Origin of the sequence: [Clostridium] citroniae WAL-17108 (assembly GCF_000233455.1) — a bacterium.
Classification (GTDB): domain Bacteria; phylum Bacillota; class Clostridia; order Lachnospirales; family Lachnospiraceae; genus Enterocloster; species Enterocloster citroniae.
On sequence record NZ_JH376423.1, the window covers coordinates 121369 to 138631 of the forward strand.

Annotated in this window: 18 protein-coding genes; 13 read left to right on the forward strand and 5 right to left on the reverse strand. The window is 48.2% G+C overall.

Translation table 11 applies throughout. The annotated features are described in order from the left end of the window. Window positions 1-24 precede the first annotated feature (24 nt). The 6 genes from murD to HMPREF9469_RS32080 all read left to right on the forward strand — a co-directional run bounded on the left by murD (window position 25) and on the right by HMPREF9469_RS32080 (window position 5663). The gene (murD, locus tag HMPREF9469_RS15775; RefSeq protein ID WP_007863643.1) at window positions 25-1383 is read left to right on the forward strand and encodes a UDP-N-acetylmuramoyl-L-alanine--D-glutamate ligase; all 1359 of its coding nucleotides are present in this window, start codon (window positions 25-27) and stop codon (window positions 1381-1383) included. 13 nt (window positions 1384-1396) lie between these two features. Further along, window positions 1397-2620: an FtsW/RodA/SpoVE family cell cycle protein gene (locus HMPREF9469_RS15780; RefSeq protein WP_007863644.1), complete on the forward strand. Its 1224-nt coding sequence runs from the start codon at window positions 1397-1399 to the stop codon at window positions 2618-2620. A gap of 92 nt (window positions 2621-2712) precedes the next feature. After that, entirely contained in the window at window positions 2713-3978 is a 1266-nt protein-coding gene (murA, locus tag HMPREF9469_RS15785; RefSeq protein ID WP_007863645.1) for a UDP-N-acetylglucosamine 1-carboxyvinyltransferase, read from the forward strand. Window positions 3979-4125: 147 nt separating this feature from the next. Then, window positions 4126-4857: a cell division protein FtsQ/DivIB gene (locus tag HMPREF9469_RS15790; protein ID WP_007863646.1), complete on the forward strand. Its 732-nt coding sequence runs from the start codon at window positions 4126-4128 to the stop codon at window positions 4855-4857. Window positions 4858-4981: 124 nt separating this feature from the next. Continuing rightward, window positions 4982-5509: a hypothetical protein gene (locus tag HMPREF9469_RS15795; protein ID WP_040416584.1), complete on the forward strand. Its 528-nt coding sequence runs from the start codon at window positions 4982-4984 to the stop codon at window positions 5507-5509. Between the two features lie 4 nt (window positions 5510-5513). Then, entirely contained in the window at window positions 5514-5663 is a 150-nt protein-coding gene (locus tag HMPREF9469_RS32080) for a hypothetical protein (RefSeq protein ID WP_156200150.1), read from the forward strand. Window positions 5664-5790: 127 nt separating this feature from the next. Here the strand turns inward: HMPREF9469_RS32080 and HMPREF9469_RS15800 are convergent, their stop codons facing one another. Then, on the reverse strand, window positions 5791-6297 hold the full coding sequence (locus tag HMPREF9469_RS15800; RefSeq protein WP_007863648.1) for a GNAT family N-acetyltransferase: 507 nt from the start codon (window positions 6295-6297) through the stop codon (window positions 5791-5793). Between the two features lie 581 nt (window positions 6298-6878). On the opposite strand from HMPREF9469_RS15800, the gene ftsZ reads away from it, so the two are divergent. The 5 genes from ftsZ to HMPREF9469_RS15825 all read left to right on the forward strand — a co-directional run bounded on the left by ftsZ (window position 6879) and on the right by HMPREF9469_RS15825 (window position 11500). Next, window positions 6879-8174: a cell division protein FtsZ gene (gene ftsZ / locus HMPREF9469_RS15805; protein ID WP_007863649.1), complete on the forward strand. Its 1296-nt coding sequence runs from the start codon at window positions 6879-6881 to the stop codon at window positions 8172-8174. A gap of 380 nt (window positions 8175-8554) precedes the next feature. Next, window positions 8555-9400, forward strand: coding sequence for a sigma-E processing peptidase SpoIIGA (locus HMPREF9469_RS15810; protein ID WP_007863650.1), 846 nt, complete (start codon window positions 8555-8557; stop codon window positions 9398-9400). Between the two features lie 30 nt (window positions 9401-9430). Next, window positions 9431-10171 carry an RNA polymerase sporulation sigma factor SigE gene (sigE, locus tag HMPREF9469_RS15815; RefSeq protein ID WP_007863651.1) on the forward strand — a complete coding sequence of 247 codons (741 nt, stop codon included), beginning with the start codon at window positions 9431-9433 and terminating at the stop codon, window positions 10169-10171. Between the two features lie 143 nt (window positions 10172-10314). After that, window positions 10315-10791 (forward strand): YcxB family protein, encoded by a 477-nt coding sequence (locus tag HMPREF9469_RS15820; RefSeq protein WP_007863652.1) that lies wholly within the window; start codon window positions 10315-10317, stop codon window positions 10789-10791. Between the two features lie 61 nt (window positions 10792-10852). Beyond that, window positions 10853-11500, forward strand: coding sequence for a hypothetical protein (locus HMPREF9469_RS15825; protein WP_007863654.1), 648 nt, complete (start codon window positions 10853-10855; stop codon window positions 11498-11500). A gap of 157 nt (window positions 11501-11657) precedes the next feature. Here HMPREF9469_RS15825 and HMPREF9469_RS15830 read toward each other — a convergent pair whose 3' ends face one another. From HMPREF9469_RS15830 to HMPREF9469_RS30695, 4 genes are all read right to left on the reverse strand, one after another. Further along, window positions 11658-12584 (reverse strand): NYN domain-containing protein, encoded by a 927-nt coding sequence (locus HMPREF9469_RS15830; RefSeq protein ID WP_040416587.1) that lies wholly within the window; start codon window positions 12582-12584, stop codon window positions 11658-11660. A 174-nt stretch (window positions 12585-12758) separates the two neighbouring features. After that, the gene (gene sigG / locus HMPREF9469_RS15835) at window positions 12759-13535 is read right to left on the reverse strand and encodes an RNA polymerase sporulation sigma factor SigG (RefSeq protein ID WP_007863656.1); all 777 of its coding nucleotides are present in this window, start codon (window positions 13533-13535) and stop codon (window positions 12759-12761) included. A 113-nt stretch (window positions 13536-13648) separates the two neighbouring features. Continuing rightward, the gene (locus HMPREF9469_RS15840) at window positions 13649-13924 is read right to left on the reverse strand and encodes a hypothetical protein (RefSeq protein ID WP_040416590.1); all 276 of its coding nucleotides are present in this window, start codon (window positions 13922-13924) and stop codon (window positions 13649-13651) included. A gap of 59 nt (window positions 13925-13983) precedes the next feature. Beyond that, window positions 13984-14562 carry a TetR/AcrR family transcriptional regulator C-terminal domain-containing protein gene (locus HMPREF9469_RS30695; protein ID WP_007863657.1) on the reverse strand — a complete coding sequence of 193 codons (579 nt, stop codon included), beginning with the start codon at window positions 14560-14562 and terminating at the stop codon, window positions 13984-13986. Window positions 14563-15043: 481 nt separating this feature from the next. Here HMPREF9469_RS30695 and HMPREF9469_RS15850 point away from each other — a divergent pair, with 481 nt between their 5' ends. Continuing rightward, window positions 15044-16714, forward strand: coding sequence for an AMP-binding protein (locus HMPREF9469_RS15850; RefSeq protein ID WP_007863658.1), 1671 nt, complete (start codon window positions 15044-15046; stop codon window positions 16712-16714). Then, complete coding sequence (locus HMPREF9469_RS31400; protein ID WP_007863659.1) at window positions 16711-17241, forward strand: desulfoferrodoxin family protein; 531 nt, start codon at window positions 16711-16713, stop codon at window positions 17239-17241. The genes HMPREF9469_RS15850 and HMPREF9469_RS31400 overlap by 4 nt, the downstream gene beginning before the upstream one ends. The last annotated feature ends 22 nt before the right edge of the window (window positions 17242-17263 follow it).

Sequence of the window (17263 nt, forward strand, 5' to 3'; positions counted from 1 at the left end):
TACGGTGAGGAGGTTAATTGACAAATGAATCAGAGTCAGAAAGTGTTAGTTGCAGGAACTGGATTAAGCGGAATCTCAGCAGCGCGCCTTATACTGGAGCGTGGCGGTGAGGTGGTGCTTTATGACGGTAACACTGCCTTAAAGGAAGAAGACATCAAGGCAAAGCTTGATAAAGAAGCAAAGGTCAATGTTGTGCTGGGAGAGATCAAGCGCTCCGATCTTTTGGGAGTTGAACTGTGTATCATCAGCCCGGGCATTCCTCTGGACAGTCCCTTTGTGGCTGTTGTGGATGATGCCAAGATCCCCATTCTGGGCGAGATCGAGCTGGCTTACCAGTGTGCGATGGGCAAGCTGGCTGCCATAACAGGAACCAATGGAAAGACCACCACCACAGCGCTCACAGGAGAGATATTAAAGGCGCGGTATGAAGAAACCTTTGTGGTGGGGAATATCGGCGACCCGTACACTGCCAGGGTGTTGGACATGACGGAAGAATCCGTGACCGTTGCGGAAGTTTCCAGCTTCCAGCTGGAGACCATCATGGATTTCCACCCGGATGTAAGCGCAATCCTGAATATTACCCCGGATCATTTGAACCGCCATGGGACCATGGAGAATTATATACGTATCAAGGAGTGCATCACCCTGAACCAGACGGAACAGGACGCTGTGGTGCTGAATTATGACGACCCGGTCCTGAGGGGATTTGGCCAGGATCCGGAGCTTAAGCCCAGGGTCATCTGGTTCTCCAGCCGTGAGAAGCTGGCGGACGGATTCTGTATGAACGGAGATAATATTGTCCACTGCCAGAAGGGCCGTGAGACAGTGCTGGTCAATGTCCATGACATGAAGCTTCTTGGGCGGCATAATTATGAGAATGTAATGGCGGCAGCTGCCATTGGCCTGGAGATGGGAGTTTCCATGGCTGATATTGCCAGGGTGGTGGAGGGATTCCTTCCCGTGGAACACCGCATTGAATTTGTGCGGGAGCGCACCGGAGTCAGGTATTACAATGATTCCAAGGGCACAAATCCCGATGCGGCCATCCAGGCCCTGCGCGCCATGCCGGGACCTACCATCCTCATTGCAGGCGGATATGATAAGAACAGCGATTATGATGACTGGGTATCTGAGTTTGAGGGCAAGGTCAAATACATTGTCCTGATCGGACAGACCAGGGATAAGATTGCCGAATGTGCCAAGAAGCACAAATTTACGGAAATCATGTATGCGGAAGATATGCAGGAAGCAGTCCAGGTGTGCGCGGTTTATGCGGATACCGGGGATTATGTGCTGCTCAGTCCCGCCTGTGCGAGCTGGGGAATGTTTAAGAATTATGAAGAGCGCGGGCGTGTCTTTAAGGAGTGCGTCATGGCGCTGTAGGAGGTAAATGCTTATGGCGGGAAAGGTGCAGACGGCCGCCCGGCCCTCGGGCCAGGCTAAACGGCCGGCTATGAACCAGGACATAAGAGAACAGCAGATGCCAAAGAAAAAAAAGAAGGTCAAACATTTTTACGACTACAGCCTTCTGTTCTGCATCATTTTCCTGACAGCTTTCGGACTTGTCATGATTTATAGTGCCAGTTCCTATTCGGCCCAGCTGAATTACAAAGGCAACGGCGCTTATTTCATGGAGCGCCAGGCAGGGATCGCGGCCGTGGGATTTGTGGCCATGATCATCATATCCAAGATGGATTACCATATATTTGCCAGGTTTTCCGTGCTGGCCTATCTCATGTCATACATACTCATGATAGCGGTCAGCTTTGTGGGCCGGGAGGTAAATGGTAAAAGGCGGTGGCTGGCAATCGGTCCCTTGAGCTTTCAGCCCACGGAGTTTGTAAAAATTGCCCTGATTGTTATGCTGGCCGCCATGATCACCACCATGGGTATAAAGATCAACAAGTGGCGCAATATGGGATATGTGGTGGCCATGACACTGCCCATCGCGGGCCTGGTTGCCATGAACAACTTAAGTTCCGGCATCATTGTGTGCGGTATTGCCTTTGTCATGCTGTTCGTGGCCTGCAAGGTGAAGTGGCCCTTTTTTACCATCGGCGCCCTGGGACTGGGTACGCTGGCATTTGCCGGGCCCATTGGAAAGTTCCTTATGACCATCAAACTGCTTCAGCCCTACCAGTTCAGGAGAATCGAGGCGTGGCTGAACCCGGAGTCCGACCCTACGGACAAGGGGTTCCAGGTGCTTCAGGGCCTTTATGCCATTGGTTCCGGCGGGCTGGTGGGACAGGGACTGGGAGAGAGCATCCAGAAGCTGGGATTTCTTCCTGAGTCCCAGAACGATATGATATTTGCCATTATCTGTGAAGAACTGGGATTGTTTGGCGCGGTGTCCATTATCCTGATATTCCTGTTTATGATATACAGGTTTATGCTCATTGCCAATAATGCACCGGATCTGTTTGGCGCCCTTTTGGTGGTGGGCGTCATGGGGCACATTGCCATTCAGGTCATCCTGAATATCGCGGTTGTAACCAATACCATACCGAACACCGGAATCACCCTGCCTTTTATCAGTTACGGGGGCACCTCGGTCCTGTTCCTTCTTATGGAGATGGGGGTCGTACTCAGCGTGTCCAATCAGATAAAATTAGAAAAATGACAAATTGGGCCTGCACAGGCGGGCACGTCCCGGCATATGCTTTAAGTAGATAGTGTTTTCTGCGGAAGGCATATATACCAGGAGGTGCCCCATTGTCTGTCATTCAGGTCTTTGGTCTTACTCCCTTAAAAGGGGAGATATCCATACAAGGTTCTAAAAATGCCGTTTTGCCCATGATGGCCGCGGCTGTGCTTCACAGAGGGATTACTGTTTTAACCAATGTCCCGGTTATCCGGGATGTGGCCTGTATGCTGGACATACTGGAATTTCTCGGCGCCAGATGCTGCCATAAGGGCGACTGCCTGGTTATTGACGCCCGGAACATCACCCAGACCAGCATACCGGAGCGGTATGTGACCGCCATGCGTTCTTCTATTGTCGTACTCAGCGCCCTGCTGGGACGCATGGGAGAGGGGTGCAGCTGTTATCCGGGAGGATGCCTGATCGGAGCCAGGCCCATCGACCTTCATCTTATGGTCCTTAAAAGCCTGGGAGCTGAGATCAGCGAGACGGAGGGACACATTAGAGCTGCCTGCGGCAAAGGGCTTACGGGGACGGAGATCCACCTGCCTTATCCCAGCGTGGGGGCAACGGAGCAGGCCATACTGGGATCTGTTCTGGCCAGAGATGTGACCATTATACACGGAGCAGCCAGGGAGCCGGAGATCAGCCAGCTTTGCCGTTTCCTCAACAACATGGGGGCCGTTATCTGCGGAATGGGCACAGACCACCTCATGATACAGGGAGTGGAGGAACTGCACGACAGCAGCTTCCGGGTGGAAGGGGACCGGATTGTAGCCGGCACGTATGCAGCAGCAGTTGCAGCAGCCACGGGAAGCGTGATCTTAAGGGAAGTCTGTCCCACGGAGCTGGAAGTTCCCCTGGAAATGCTGAAACAGGCCGGTGTATCGGTCCGCATTGAGAAGTGCTGCAAACAGATCCGGATCGAGATGAAGCAGCGTCCGGGCTGCCTGAACATTAAGACAGGGCCTTACCCCCAATTCCCCACAGATCTTCAGTCGCCCTTTATGGCATTCCTGGCTTCCGGGGAGGGGACCAGCACCATTGAGGAGCGGGTGTTTGAGGGCAGGTTTGCCACGGTGCGTTCCCTGATCCGGATGGGGGCATCCATAAGAACTGAGGAACGCAAAGCAGTGATTGAGGGGCATTACCCTTTGAAGGGGGCGGAAGTATCTGCCTCGGATCTAAGGGGAGGGGCGGCTCTTGCAGTGGCGGCCCTGGCAGCCCAGGGAGAGACCCTGATCAGAGACTGCCATCACATTGAGCGGGGGTATGAGGATATTTGCCGCGACATGGCGGTTTTGGGGGCCGACATCAGGTGGCTGGAGCGGGAGTGAGTGATCCATCGTTCCCTTCTGCGGATCGCTGAAGGCGCTCGGTGGATTGTTTAAGGCACTCTGCGGCTTGCTGAAGGCATTCTGCGATTGTTTAGGCGCTTGAAACACGCTTCGGGGAAATGAATTCATAACCAGGTGAGGTACTGCATGAGAAATTTTGGTAGGAAACATCATACGGGAGCAGGAATCGCTGTGGCAGTCATACTGCTGGCAGCCATCCTGCTTCTGTCCGTGCATATACAGAATATTTCAGTGACGGGCAGCAACAAATACAGTGAAAAGCAGATCGAGGAATTTTTGTTTTCCGGAAGGTGGGGCAAAAATTCCGCTTATGCTTATTTTGCGGACAGGTTTAAACCCCACCGCCAGATTCCTTTTGTGGAGGACTACAAAGTGGTGTTCCACGGCCCCTTTCAAGTGGAGGTCATCATCTACGAAAAAAGCATTGTGGGATATGTATCCTATATGAGCAGCTACATGTATTTTGACAAGGACGGGATCGTGGTGGAGAGTTCCGGCAACCAGCTGGAGGGTGTTCCCTGGATCACTGGACTGGATTTTGGGCAGATCGTGCTTCACAGGGCTCTTCCCGTGGAGGATAAGAATGTGTTTGAGGAGATCCTCAACCTGACCCAGCAGCTTTCCACCTATGAGATTGCGGTGGACAGGATCAAATATGACACTCATGGACAAGCCACCCTGTTTATCGGACAGATGGAGGTGACCCTGGGAGACAATTCAGATATAGATGGGAAGATATCCACCCTCAATGATATTCTAACGGCCCAGCCCCATCTCACCGAGATCAGCGGGACCATGCGCCTGGAAAATTATTCGGAAACCAACAGCAGGGCAGGGATTACTTTTAAGAAAAAATAAGAACGCCAGGTTTTTGCAAGGAGGGAAAATGAACTTTTTAACTCAAATTTTCAACATAACATCATCCCGACACCAAAATACCTCAAAGCCAAGTATGACTGGGATCGCCCATATGAGAGCGGCTTTGCCAAAAGTGGAAAAAGAGATAAGAACATATAAGAACCCCAGCAGTATTTCACTGGATATTGACAAACATAAAAATATAGTCATAGTGATCTATTATTACCACCAGGCCGGATTTGGGATTGACATAGGTGATTTTATAGAGATGAACTACCCTTATACATTTGAGGATATTGGCAGGAACATAGTGGAATGCTTTGAGACGCGTTCCCAAAGGCATGTTGTCATCGAAGAAGAGAGGGCCTGCCTACAGCCCTCTTTTAAGGTCATAACAAAGGGAAAGGGGTTTGTATACTGGCTTAACAGGCACGAATCCATCCATGTACATATGGGCGAAAACATCTCTATCGAGTATATGCACAGGGAGTCTTCGGGAGAAAACCGTGGTTATTCCCAACATAAAGAAGAATACAATGAGATTGAGATCAAGCTTTCCAAGGATTCCTCAGCCATGCAGATCGGTCAGGCGGTTAATCAGGTATACCGCGCTAAGAACGGTGTGGATTTGGCTGCTGTTACAAAGGGGTGAACTATTGCGCTATTATCAAAAGAATAAAGTGGCATGGGAAGATAAAGGCAAAACCATTTCACAATTTTGTTGTAATAATGGGCGTGAGTTATTCTCGCTTATTCAGCTTGGCGCAAAAGACGGGGTTGACTTTGATATTGCGGAAAATTTATAATTGGGGCAATTACATAGTTTAAATGATTTAAAACAGCTTTTTGAAAAGGTTTCCTAATGCTTAAAACCGGGAGGCGTATTACTCATCCACGATTACCCTCAGTGAACAAGGGCAAAGTGACTGTAGATTACTCTTTATGCATAAAGTAATAACTTGCGTCAAAGGTTTCACTTCCATCATACTTAGAATATTGACCGTAATGGGAAAATTTAAATCCGCATTTCAATAAAATTTTGGCGGATGCCACGTTGGCATTGGCATGGTTTGCAACAAAATCACGGACACCAAGCTCTTCGTATGCCCACTGGATCATAGCCAATGAAGCTTCGGATGTGTATCCCCTGTTCCAATAATTTTTGTTTAAATTATACCCTAATTCATAGGCGTTGCTATCTGATTGAAAACAAATTGAGCCTGAACCTATTACCTTATTTTCTTTTTTCAGGACAAAAGCAAACACATGGTTGTCCCCTTTAATTGAGGAGATCCATGTTTCTGCATCCTTAACACTTGTATATAAATTATAAGGCATATACGTATTAACAACGGGGTCGCTGACCCATTCAAATACATCATTGGCATCATTGGCAGTAAGCGGCCTTAATAACAGTCTCTCGGTTTCTATCACTTTCATATGGTATGATCCCTTCAAATAATGATCTGTGTATTTTTACATATGGAGATATTCTACCACAAATATCTTTGTTTTTCTATGATGGCGGCAAAAATCGATGGGGTTCTCTGCATCTGCCGGATCATACCCATAGTTATATTATAATAGGAAGCGAAAGTTTGAAAGAAATGTTGTCAACTGATCCTGATTCTGGTACAATGTCCATGGGTGTTGTGGCTTCTGCTCTATTTGAGAGAGTTATAAAATGGTATTAGGCCTTCTCGCATAGCTGGCATAAAGGTGGATAAAATAAGTAGAAGTACCCTGGGAATATGTTAGAAGCTATCGAAAATACAGAACGTGTGTTTGGCGATCGCGAAAGCAGCTTGATAGCATCCGCCCAATTACAGGCAATGCTGTAAAGTACAGGAAAAGCAAGGATTTAACGGAAATGTAATTTTTCTTAAAAAAGCTATTGATATTTTTTGTAAAATCAAATATAGTATTAGTTAGACCAGAAATCAATGAGAAATTGACATAGAAATAAGAAGTATGAGCATGGCTTTATGTGGTAGTAAGGGAATAAAAGGAGGATATGAATCTTGCTAGAGATTAAGATAAATGAGTCAGACAACGCTGCCAGAATCATAGTTGTAGGAGTGGGCGGTGCAGGTAATAATGCAGTAAACCGTATGATTGATGAAAACATTGCAGGGGTAGAGTTTATTGGTGTGAACACTGATAAGCAGGCCCTTCAGTTTTGTAAGGCACCCACTGCTATGCAGATTGGTGAAAAACTGACCAAGGGATTAGGCGCAGGAGCCAGACCGGATGTTGGAGAGAAGGCTGCTGAGGAAAGTTCTGAGGAGATTTCACAGGCACTGAAAGGTGCTGACATGGTATTTGTAACCTGCGGTATGGGCGGTGGTACAGGAACAGGTGCAGCCCCCGTAGTTGCCAAGATTGCAAAGGACATGGGTATCCTTACCGTAGGAGTGGTGACCAAGCCCTTCCGCTTTGAGGCCAAGACCCGTATGAGCAATGCTCTTGAAGGTATCGAGAACCTGAAAAACAGTGTCGATACCTTAATTGTGATTCCAAATGACAGGCTTTTGGAGATCGTGGACAGGCGTACCACCATGCCTGACGCTCTTAAGAAAGCAGATGAGGTTCTGCAGCAGGCAGTACAGGGTATCACGGATCTGATTAATGTTCCTGGTTTGATTAATCTGGATTTTGCTGATGTACAGACTGTTATGATCGATAAGGGAATCGCCCACATCGGTATCGGCAAGGCCAAGGGTGATGACAAGGCAATTGAGGCTGTTAAGCAGGCTGTATCCAGCCCTCTGTTAGAAACTACCATCGAAGGCGCAAGCCATGTAATCATTAATATATCCGGCGATATCAGCCTGATTGAGGCCAATGAAGCGGCCAGCTATGTTCAGGAGCTGGCTGGAGATGAAGCCAATATTATATTTGGTGCAATGTATGATGAGAATGCCCAGGATGAGGCAAGCATCACGGTCATTGCCACTGGTTTGGACGAGCACGGTGCCAATGCATCCGTGTCCAATGCCATGAAGGGATTTACCAGCAACTTTAAGGCAAAGCCAAGCGTAGCAGCAGCGGCTGTTCAGACACCCCATGCAGCAGCGCCTGAGGCGGCGGCAACCGCATCTTCACCATACAGCAGACAGAACCAGGGTTACGCCCCAAGCTTTAATCCTTCATCATCAGGAAGCCAGGGCTACAACCCGCCTAAGTATAACCCCAACCAGGGCTATAATACCGGCAACACCCAGAATCCGGCTCCGGCTCCAAGCCAGTCCTTCAGACCTGCAGCCAACAAGGAAATGCAGATCAATATACCGGATTTCCTGAAGAACAAGAGATAATCCCACAGAGAGAATCTGATCTTAATTCAGCTATGTAACAGGGCATGCATTGCATGTCCTGTTTTTCCATCTAAAAACAGCAAGCATCCATCCTGGACAGGGACGTTTTCACGTATGATCAGAGAACTCCCTGGACGGGATTTTTTTGTATCCTCCTTTTACATCCAGTGTACGCTCGGGCCCTCCCCGGCACCTATCTTTGCGGCTGATTTCCCACCGGCGGCACCCAAATTTATTCAACGTACACTCAACATCTGGTATGTCTCCCGATTTTTGTCGATAAATATTGTATCTGTGGGTCGTCATTTCGACAGCATTCGTACATATAAATAGTTATAATGGCTTTCAGAAAGTTTTTCAGGGAGGTGAGGCCGGACTGAGTGGTTTATACAGTATACATAGACGTGGTATTTGCGGTCAATACCATCATGGATGTGATGGTACTGGCCATCTTAAACAGGGTTTTATCATACAGGACTACAAAAAGGCGGCTCCTGGCCGGTGCTGTGATCGGCGGTATCTGGTCCTGTGTGGTGAGCGTGATGCCCGGTCTTCCGCCGGCGGTGGAGGTATTGGGGACGTATGTGGCAGTGAGCAGTCTTATGGCAGTGGCAGCTTACCATCTTAAGAGTGTCAGAGAAATTGTGAAATCCGTGGCAGGTATCTATCTGGTATCTGTGGTGCTTGGGGGAGCGATGCTTATGCTCTATGAGCACACAAAAGCTGGATATTATGCCTGGAGGATACTGCAGGCAGGTCAGGGTTCGGGGATACCCGTTCTGGCCTGGATTTTTATGATGACAGGGGCTGTACTGGCCTGCTATGGCTTTTCAGGGGGGATCAGGGGACTGATCCGCTCCATGGCACGCAGAAAAGACCTGTGCAGGGTCATTTTGAAATACGGGGAGAGAGAAGAAGAGGTTACAGGGCTTATTGATACTGGCAACCGGCTGAGGGAGCCGGTTAGCGGTCAGCCGGTCCATGTGGCGGCTGATGGCCTTATGAGGCGGCTGTGTCCGGCTGTGAAGGGAGTGGTCTATGTCCCGTATCAGTCCGTGGGAACCAGCCATGGAATCCTTCCGGCAGTGTATATCGACCGGATGGAGGTAGAGCAGGAGGGCAGGACCTACTGCGTTGAAAAACCTTTGGTGGCCATCACGAAACAGAGCTTATCTCCCTCAGGAGAGTATCAGATTCTGATACAAAAAACCGATGAAGGAACTTAAACAACGCACAACATACAGGAGGACATTTCCATGATCATAAAAGTATCCATACCAAACCGTTTCCAGTTAAAGACAGTGCCCAGTTTCAGGACGGTCCTGATGCCAAAGCAAGGGGAAGTCCATTACATAGGCGGCGCTGATATCCTGCCTCCGCCTCTGGAATCCGAAGAGGAAGGCCGGATGATAAGTCTTCTGGGCGGAGAGGATGACAAATATGCTCGTTCTTCCCTCATTGAACACAACCTCAGGCTGGTGGTTTACATAGCAAAGAAATTCGACAATACCAGCGTGGGAGTGGAGGACCTGATATCCATAGGGACCATTGGTCTGATCAAGGCTATCAATACCTTTAAGCCTGACAAGAACATTAAGCTGGCCACCTATGCGTCACGGTGCATTGAGAATGAGATACTGATGTATTTGCGGCGCAACAATAAAACACGTCTGGAAGTATCCATAGACGAGCCGTTAAATGTGGATTGGGATGGAAATGAACTTCTGTTGTCTGATATTCTGGGAACTGATGAGGATGTGATCTACCACGACATCGAGGACGAGATCGAAAAAAGCCTGTTAAACAATGCGATCAGCCGTCTAAACCCAAGGGAGAGAAAGATTGTGGAGCTGAGATACGGCCTTACCAATGAGGACGGGGAGGAGATGACACAAAAAGAAGTGGCGGACTTGTTAGGCATTTCACAGTCCTACATCTCCAGACTGGAAAAGAAGATCATGAAGCGTCTGAAAAAAGAAATTGTAAGATTTGAATAAGCAGAAAAAGTCAGCAGTCAGGCTGGCTTTTTTTGTTGGGATCCGGGCTTGCCTTATGGAGAAAAATGAGCTACATTGTTATTATACCATAATGTGGAAATTGCCCTGCTCTTGGCAGGTTCCATAAGGGGGGAAACAGACAGATGGAAAAGCAGGTTTGGGGAAATGAAAGAGATGCCATATTTCAGGACCAGCTGGATGAGGGGATCAGGTACAGACTGAAGGAACAGGAGATTGAAGAATTTTACAAATGGTTCAGCCGGACGGTTCTGAAGGGGAAAAGGCAGGGAAAGTCCAGAGTATCAAAGGGCATGGTTGGTTCCAACCTAAAGGAAGAAACCGTGCTTCAGACCGGGCCTGGAAGCATACATATACTGGCCGGGCTTCAGGATCTAAGGCTGCTGTACTCCGCCGTATCAAAATTGGACATGACTGAAAATTTGATCCTATTCTTTGACCAAAAGGATTTCTGGGCAGTTCCAAAGAGGGCGCTGGGAGAGGAAAAGGAGGCCGTTGCCTGGTTTGAACAGTTAAGGTGCAGATGTGAAGAGGGAAAGCAGGCACGTATTTCCATGAGTAAGACAGAGCAGCAGCGGGAAGGGAAAAAGGGTTTCAGGTGATACGCAGATAGACATTCGATGTCCGGGTGATGCGGTGTTTGAAAGAAAGGAGAAGATCATAATGGGAAAAGGTAAAATAGCAGCAGTGATCCTGCTGGCAGCCATGATGGCATCAGCGCCGGCCAGTGCCTATGGCTTTGAGATGAAAGGCGAGTACTACGAGATCAGCTGTCAGGAGGCGGGCGCCTTTATGTTTGACGGCACCACGGTAAAGGCGGGTACTACGGGACAGCTGGTACTGTCCAAACTGGAGAGCAGCTGGGCTTCAGAGAGTTCCATCAGGACCACGGACATAGGCGTTATAACGGCAAAGGTGGTAACCGGGGACAGCGGACTGAATGTGATCGAGTATACGGCCAAAGCCCCCGGCAAGGCACAGCTGATTGTGGTGGTGGAGAGCGGCGCTGCTGTAAACATGGGCACGTTCTATGTAACTGCTGCACAAGACGGAGACATGGCTGCAGCGGGATGGGTACAGGAGAATGGACAGTGGAAATATAAGATGGGCGATGGCACATACAAAAACAATGGCTGGCTGGCGGACCAGGGGAAATGGTACTATCTGGGACAGGACGGTGTGATGTATGCCGGCCGGTGGATCCAAGAGGGGGAATGGTGGTATTATCTGGGTGCGGACGGCGCCATGATGACGGACACGGTGACACCGGACGGTTACAGGGTGAACGCATCCGGAGTCTGGGAGCAGTGAGCGCTGAAGGATCACATCAGTGAGGGAAAACAATATATGACCCGTAGAAGGAAATAAAAATCAATACACCTGGCAGACGGGGGTGCTGTCAACAGTCAACCCCATCTGTCAGGTGTATATTACGATCAGATATCATATAGGTGTTACATTGTGCAGATCACTTCATCTGTACCATATTATCTTTGATCTTAAAGCTTCCGAAACTTCGGATAAAACTGGAAATACGGCTGAAGCCATATTGTTTTACATCAAAGGATGGGAAAATTTTCTTCAGCTCATCATGGACAATGCTCAGGTTGTCCACATGGCCGTTGTTCTCCCTGATCATGCGTGCAATGGCCTTTTCCACCTCCGCCTTGGAAATGCTGGCGCTTTTTTCCTGTACAAAAAATCCGCCGTGAAGCTTGACCACCTGGAAGTCGTTGTTGTCCAGGCTTTCCAGAAAGGTGGAAAGCTTGGAATATCCGTAGTTCCTTACATCAAAGTCAGAAAACCGCTTGGTGAGAAAGTTGCCCACCCGGGCCAGGATGATCGGCTGGTTCTGGCTGTTGTTCTCAATAAGAAGCTTGGTGATGGCTTTCTGGATCTCGTCAATGCTGGTAATGGTTTTCTGGTTTTCAATCACGGTGGCTTCCGGCGCATCATCGGAGGATATGATCTCCAGCAGCTTAAAGGTGTCGCAGGCAGCCCGGAAGGGCTTGGGGGTTTTCTGCTCCCCAATCCCCATGACGAACATCCCGGCCTCCCTAAGCCTCTGGGCCAGCTTGGTAAAGTCAGAGTCGCTGGATACAAGGCAGAAGCCGTCCACATTGCCGGAGTACAGGATGTCCATGGCGTCTATGATCATGGCTGAATCCGTGGCATTCTTTCCCGTGGTGTAGCTGTACTGCTGGATGGGGTTTACAGACCAGTCTAGCAGCACGTTCTTCCAACTGCGCTTTTCATTGTCAGTCCAGTCGCCGTAGATACGTTTGTAGGTGGCGATCCCCTGGTCGTTTACTTCATCCAGGATATACTTGATATACTTAGGCGAAACATTGTCCGCGTCAATTAATACTGCAAATCTTCTTTCACTCTGTTCCATAGATATGTTCACTTTCTGTCCGGTTATGTTTTAAGAATAGGATGGAATTTCTTAACATATTAAGTGTAACACATCATGGGAGGGGCTTCAAGAAAAAGTGTACGACAAGAATGCACATTTTCATCTTTCACTCCGATTGTGACGTTGCCTGTTAAATAGATGAGGAATAACAAATCAACTTAAATAGGTCTTCATGCTCTTTAAGGCGTTCTTTTCCAGACGGCTTACCTGAGCTTGGCTGATATGGATCTCCTCAGCCACCTCGGTCTGGGTCTTGCCCTCAAAGAACCGCATGTCTATAATGTGGCGTTCCCTTTCCGGCAGGCGCTTCATGGCCTCCACCAGGGACAGATCCTCCACCCAGTTTTCCTCCAGATTCTTTTTATCGCTGATCTGGTCCATAACGTAAAGAGGGTCGCCTCCGTCCGTGTATACGGGCTCATAAAGGCTGACCGGTGTCTGTATGGCATCCAGGGCATAGGTGATATCTTCCTTGGATACCCCTATTTCCTGGGCGATCTCCATCAGGGTGGGTTCCTTGGCATTTGTCCTTGTAAGCTGTTCCCTTGCGTACAATGCCTTATATGCCGTATCCCTGAGAGAGCGGCTTACGCGGATGGAATTGTTGTCCCTCAGGTATCTGCGGACCTCTCCCAGGATCATGGGAACCGCATAGGTAGAGAATTTTACATTCTGTGTTATATCGAAATTGTCAATGGCTTTGATGAGTCCGATACAGCCGATCTGGAACAGGTCGTCAATGTTTTCCTGACTGTTGGAAAACCTTTGAATTACACTCAATACCAGGCGCAGGTTCCCTTTGATATACTGCTCCCTGGCATCTTTATCTCCATTCAGTATCCTTTGAAATAACTCCTCTTTTTCTTCATTGCTCAGTAAAGGCAGTTTGGCGGTATTGACTCCGCAAATCTCAACTTTGTAGCCCGACATAATCCTTACCTCCGTTATAATGCCATCCACCCTGACATAAAAAAATGGCAGGGCTGTACTGGATGAATCTGCTATAACGAAATGATGTACTGATTCGGAGGGTTTTATACGATTTAGGGGCAGAAAAAGATTTCCATTTTTTGCACATGAGGAGAGGAAAATCTGGAATTTTGTTTAAAATCAGGCACTTTCAGGGGGTTTATCTTTTCGTGGGATGATGGAAAGGATATTATTAACCTTAAAACTACTGTTAAAAAAGCGATACAAAAGAAAAACCAATAATAAAACAAGAAACCAAAGCCGCCGTGTCCGCTGGTTGATTCACCAGCAGGCGCGGCGGCATTTTCTGTCTCATCATTCTGTTCTATCATTCCATATCCATCATCCATCCCCATTTCCCGCCGCACTTTTTTCGGCAGCAAAGGGAGCTTTTCGGCAGCAGAGAGATCTAAGCGATTTCCGAGGTGAACTGCTTTGGCTCGCTGCCCTTGGAGACCAGATAAACCTTGATGCAGTCAGGTGTGGAATTCATGGCATAGCGCGCCATGTCTTCGGGAGGGACCACCATACCATCGCAAGCCCATTTGACATACATATTGGACGCTCCGTGGGCATTAAAGGCCAGCGCGTAAAGGCACTCATCTGTGAGTACATGTTCACCGAAACGGTTGGAAATGTAATCTTTATAATAATTATATGTCTGATTGTAGATGGATTCCAGAAGGCAGTTCTGGCCTTCCAGATGGCAGGCCTGAGTAAAAAAAGGCTGGTTCAGCTTGGCTTTTTCATAGATACTCAGAAGATAGGCGTAAAAGCCGCTTGCTTCAATGATCCTTTTTTCACCCCGCAGTGTCCTGTGAAAAATCCAAAATATCAAATCATTTTTATCCAGAAAGTGATTATAAAATGTCTGCCGCCCTGTGCCCACACGTTTCACAATATCGGTGACCGTTACCTTGCTCAATGGTTTTTCATTGCTTAGTTCAATTATTGCATCAGCAAACAGCTTCTTTACGTCAATGGCCATAAAAATCCCCTCTGTGTGTATTATTTCTTTTCTCCAAAGAGTCAGATTAATGATTCGGAATCTGTTGTGAAATTCAAGAAAGGTAAAACAGAATAATAGGTTTTAGGATACTCTCTTCCACCATAATAATCTATATTTGGAAAAAGTCAATATGTGCGTTCTTACATTTTTCCTCTTGGATTCTCTGCCGCGGGGAGGGGGTCTAAACGATAATAAATTCACAATTACTATGAAAGCAGCCGGAAAAGAGCTATTTGCCGTTGAATTTTCAGCACTGATACACATGTAATAATTTGTCCATATTTAGACAAAAATAGTCAATAGTCCATATTTGTACGGTATTTACTGATTATAAATTCAAATATGAATATTTTTGGGATATAATTCAATTAATAAAAAATTAACAAACAGAAACACACAGCATATTGTCTGTAAAATGTTGAATTGTTTAACTATTTTTGTGCAAAACAGGAGGGGTACAATGGGGAAGTTAGCAGTTGAAATTGACAAAAAACAGGCGGAAAAATACCGGAAGCAGGGGCTTTGGGGTGATGCTACCTTGCTGGACTACTGGCTGCTGTCAGTGAGATCTTATCCTGACAAGGCCATGGTTGCAGATGACCAGGGCTCGTCATATACATACAGGGAATTGGACCAGGCATCCGACCGGCTGGCAGCTTACTTAAAGACAGAATGTAAACTGGAGGAAGGGGACATTGTTTCCGTCCAGCTGCCCAACTGGACGGAGTTTACCCTGATCCTCATTGCCTGCCTGAAGGCAGGAGTTGTGGTCAATCCGCTGCTTACCGGTTTCAGGGAGAGCGAACTGATCCACCGGTTGTCAAAATGTTCTTCCAAACTGATCTTTGTTCCGGGTGAGTTTAGAAATTACGATCATGTGGAACTGGCACAGAAGGTGGCTGAAAGTGTTCCCAGTCTGAAAAAGATTGTGATCGTGGACAAGCATGCTCCTTACGGCAAAGAGGAGGGAAAATGGGACCATCTCTCAGACATCCTGGAAAGGGATGCACTGCCCGCAGCGTATTGCCGGGGCGAGGCCGATGACGTGGCAATTGTTCTGTTCACATCCGGTACAGAGAGCGTTGGAAAAGGCGTGATGCTGACCCACAATAATCTTATAGCCAATATGAAGGGCTATATATCCATGACGGATCTGCACAGCTTTGACTCCATGATCATGCCGGTTCCCCTGTCCCATGCCACCGGATTGATGTACGGCGTCATCGTCCCCTTTATAACCGGAATGACCAGCGTGCTCCTGGAACGGTATACCGTGGACCGGTGCCTGGATATGATCCAGCAGGAAAAGTGCACGGTGATCGAGGGGCCTACTGTAATTGCATATGATGTCATGCGCCGGATCGAGGAACGGCCTGACGTGGATATCTCTTCCCTCCGGTTCTTTTACTGCGGAGGAGCGCCCATCCCACGTACCCTGGTAGAGAAAGCATTAAAAAAGGGGATCAAGGTGCTGGGGGTTTACGGATCCACGGAGAGCGCCCCGCACTGTATTGTCTCCCCCTATTTCCCCACTGAAAAAGTGCTGACAACAGACGGCCTGCCCGTACCGGGCACCGAGATTAAGGTGGTGGATGAACGGGGCAATCAGGTAGGACCCTGGGTGGAGGGTGAGGAACTGTCCAAAGGTCCCGGTGTGTTTATGGGATACATTGATGAGCCGGAGATGACAAGTGCTGCCATTGATGAGGAAGGATGGTACCACAGCGGGGATCTCTGCATCATGGATGATGATGGATTTATACGTATTACAGGCAGGAAAAAGAACATTATCATCCGGGGCGGGGAGAATATCAGCAGCGTGGAGATAGAAGGTATCCTGATGCTGCATGAAAATATCATTGAGGCGGCCGTGGTATCCTATCCTGATGACCGTATGGGGGAAAAGGCCTGCGCGTACCTGGTGTTAAAGGATAAGGATAAACCAATGGACCTGGCGCAGATACAGGCCCATATGGAAAAGAACGGGACCGCAAAATATAAATGGCCGGAGCGGCTGGAATTCATAGACAGCCTGCCCAGGACGGAAACGGGAAAGGTACAGAAATTTAAGCTAAGGGAAGACGTCAGACGGAAGATAAAATGCGAGGCAAAACATATGGAGGTCAAATGATTCCGGAAAGACAAAATTATACAACGGCCTGTATGACCAGCCGCCGCCCGCCCATGCACAGCAGTCATCCGGTATTTTACCGGTGTGAAAGCTGCGGCAGCGTAAGCATAGAGTATGGAGGATGTCCGCTCACTGGATCCAAGTGCGGGTGCAATGGAACGCGCCTGCGCCTGGAGACGCCTGGTCCGGATGAGGAGGACAGGACCCATATTCTCTCCTATGTGTTTTTTGGAGGGGCGCAGCATAACGCGGTCCGGATCTCGGTTGGAGGCGGAAGCCATCCAATGACAGAGGAGCATCGGATCGAGTGGATTTATTTACTTACCTACGAAGGAGGGCAGATGAAATTTTTGGATACATCTTTAAAGGCTCAGGCTGTATTTGCCATGGCCGGAAATGATGCTTATTCATACTGTGATCGCAGTATTTGCCGTATGGGACGTGAACATTGTCAGTTCCAGTGCAAGAGAGGCTGGGAAGTCTATGCATACTGCAGCCTTCATGGCTTAAGACATCTTGTACTGTGACCGTGTGATTCCAAGAAGATAA

Coding starts and splice junctions, on each gene's coding strand:
- HMPREF9469_RS15850 (WP_007863658.1), top strand. CDS start 15,044: ATGGGGAAGTTAGCAGTTGAAATTGACAAAAAACAGGCGGAAAAATAC.
- sigG (WP_007863656.1), bottom strand. CDS start 13,535: ATGTCGGGCTACAAAGTTGAGATTTGCGGAGTCAATACCGCCAAACTG.
- HMPREF9469_RS15840 (WP_040416590.1), bottom strand. CDS start 13,924: ATGGATGATGGATATGGAATGATAGAACAGAATGATGAGACAGAAAAT.
- murD (WP_007863643.1), top strand. CDS start 25: ATGAATCAGAGTCAGAAAGTGTTAGTTGCAGGAACTGGATTAAGCGGA.
- HMPREF9469_RS31400 (WP_007863659.1), top strand. CDS start 16,711: ATGATTCCGGAAAGACAAAATTATACAACGGCCTGTATGACCAGCCGC.
- HMPREF9469_RS15825 (WP_007863654.1), top strand. CDS start 10,853: ATGGGAAAAGGTAAAATAGCAGCAGTGATCCTGCTGGCAGCCATGATG.
- sigE (WP_007863651.1), top strand. CDS start 9,431: ATGATCATAAAAGTATCCATACCAAACCGTTTCCAGTTAAAGACAGTG.
- HMPREF9469_RS15790 (WP_007863646.1), top strand. CDS start 4,126: ATGAGAAATTTTGGTAGGAAACATCATACGGGAGCAGGAATCGCTGTG.
- HMPREF9469_RS15780 (WP_007863644.1), top strand. CDS start 1,397: ATGGCGGGAAAGGTGCAGACGGCCGCCCGGCCCTCGGGCCAGGCTAAA.
- HMPREF9469_RS30695 (WP_007863657.1), bottom strand. CDS start 14,562: ATGGCCATTGACGTAAAGAAGCTGTTTGCTGATGCAATAATTGAACTA.
- HMPREF9469_RS15820 (WP_007863652.1), top strand. CDS start 10,315: ATGGAAAAGCAGGTTTGGGGAAATGAAAGAGATGCCATATTTCAGGAC.
- HMPREF9469_RS15830 (WP_040416587.1), bottom strand. CDS start 12,584: ATGGAACAGAGTGAAAGAAGATTTGCAGTATTAATTGACGCGGACAAT.
- HMPREF9469_RS15800 (WP_007863648.1), bottom strand. CDS start 6,297: ATGAAAGTGATAGAAACCGAGAGACTGTTATTAAGGCCGCTTACTGCC.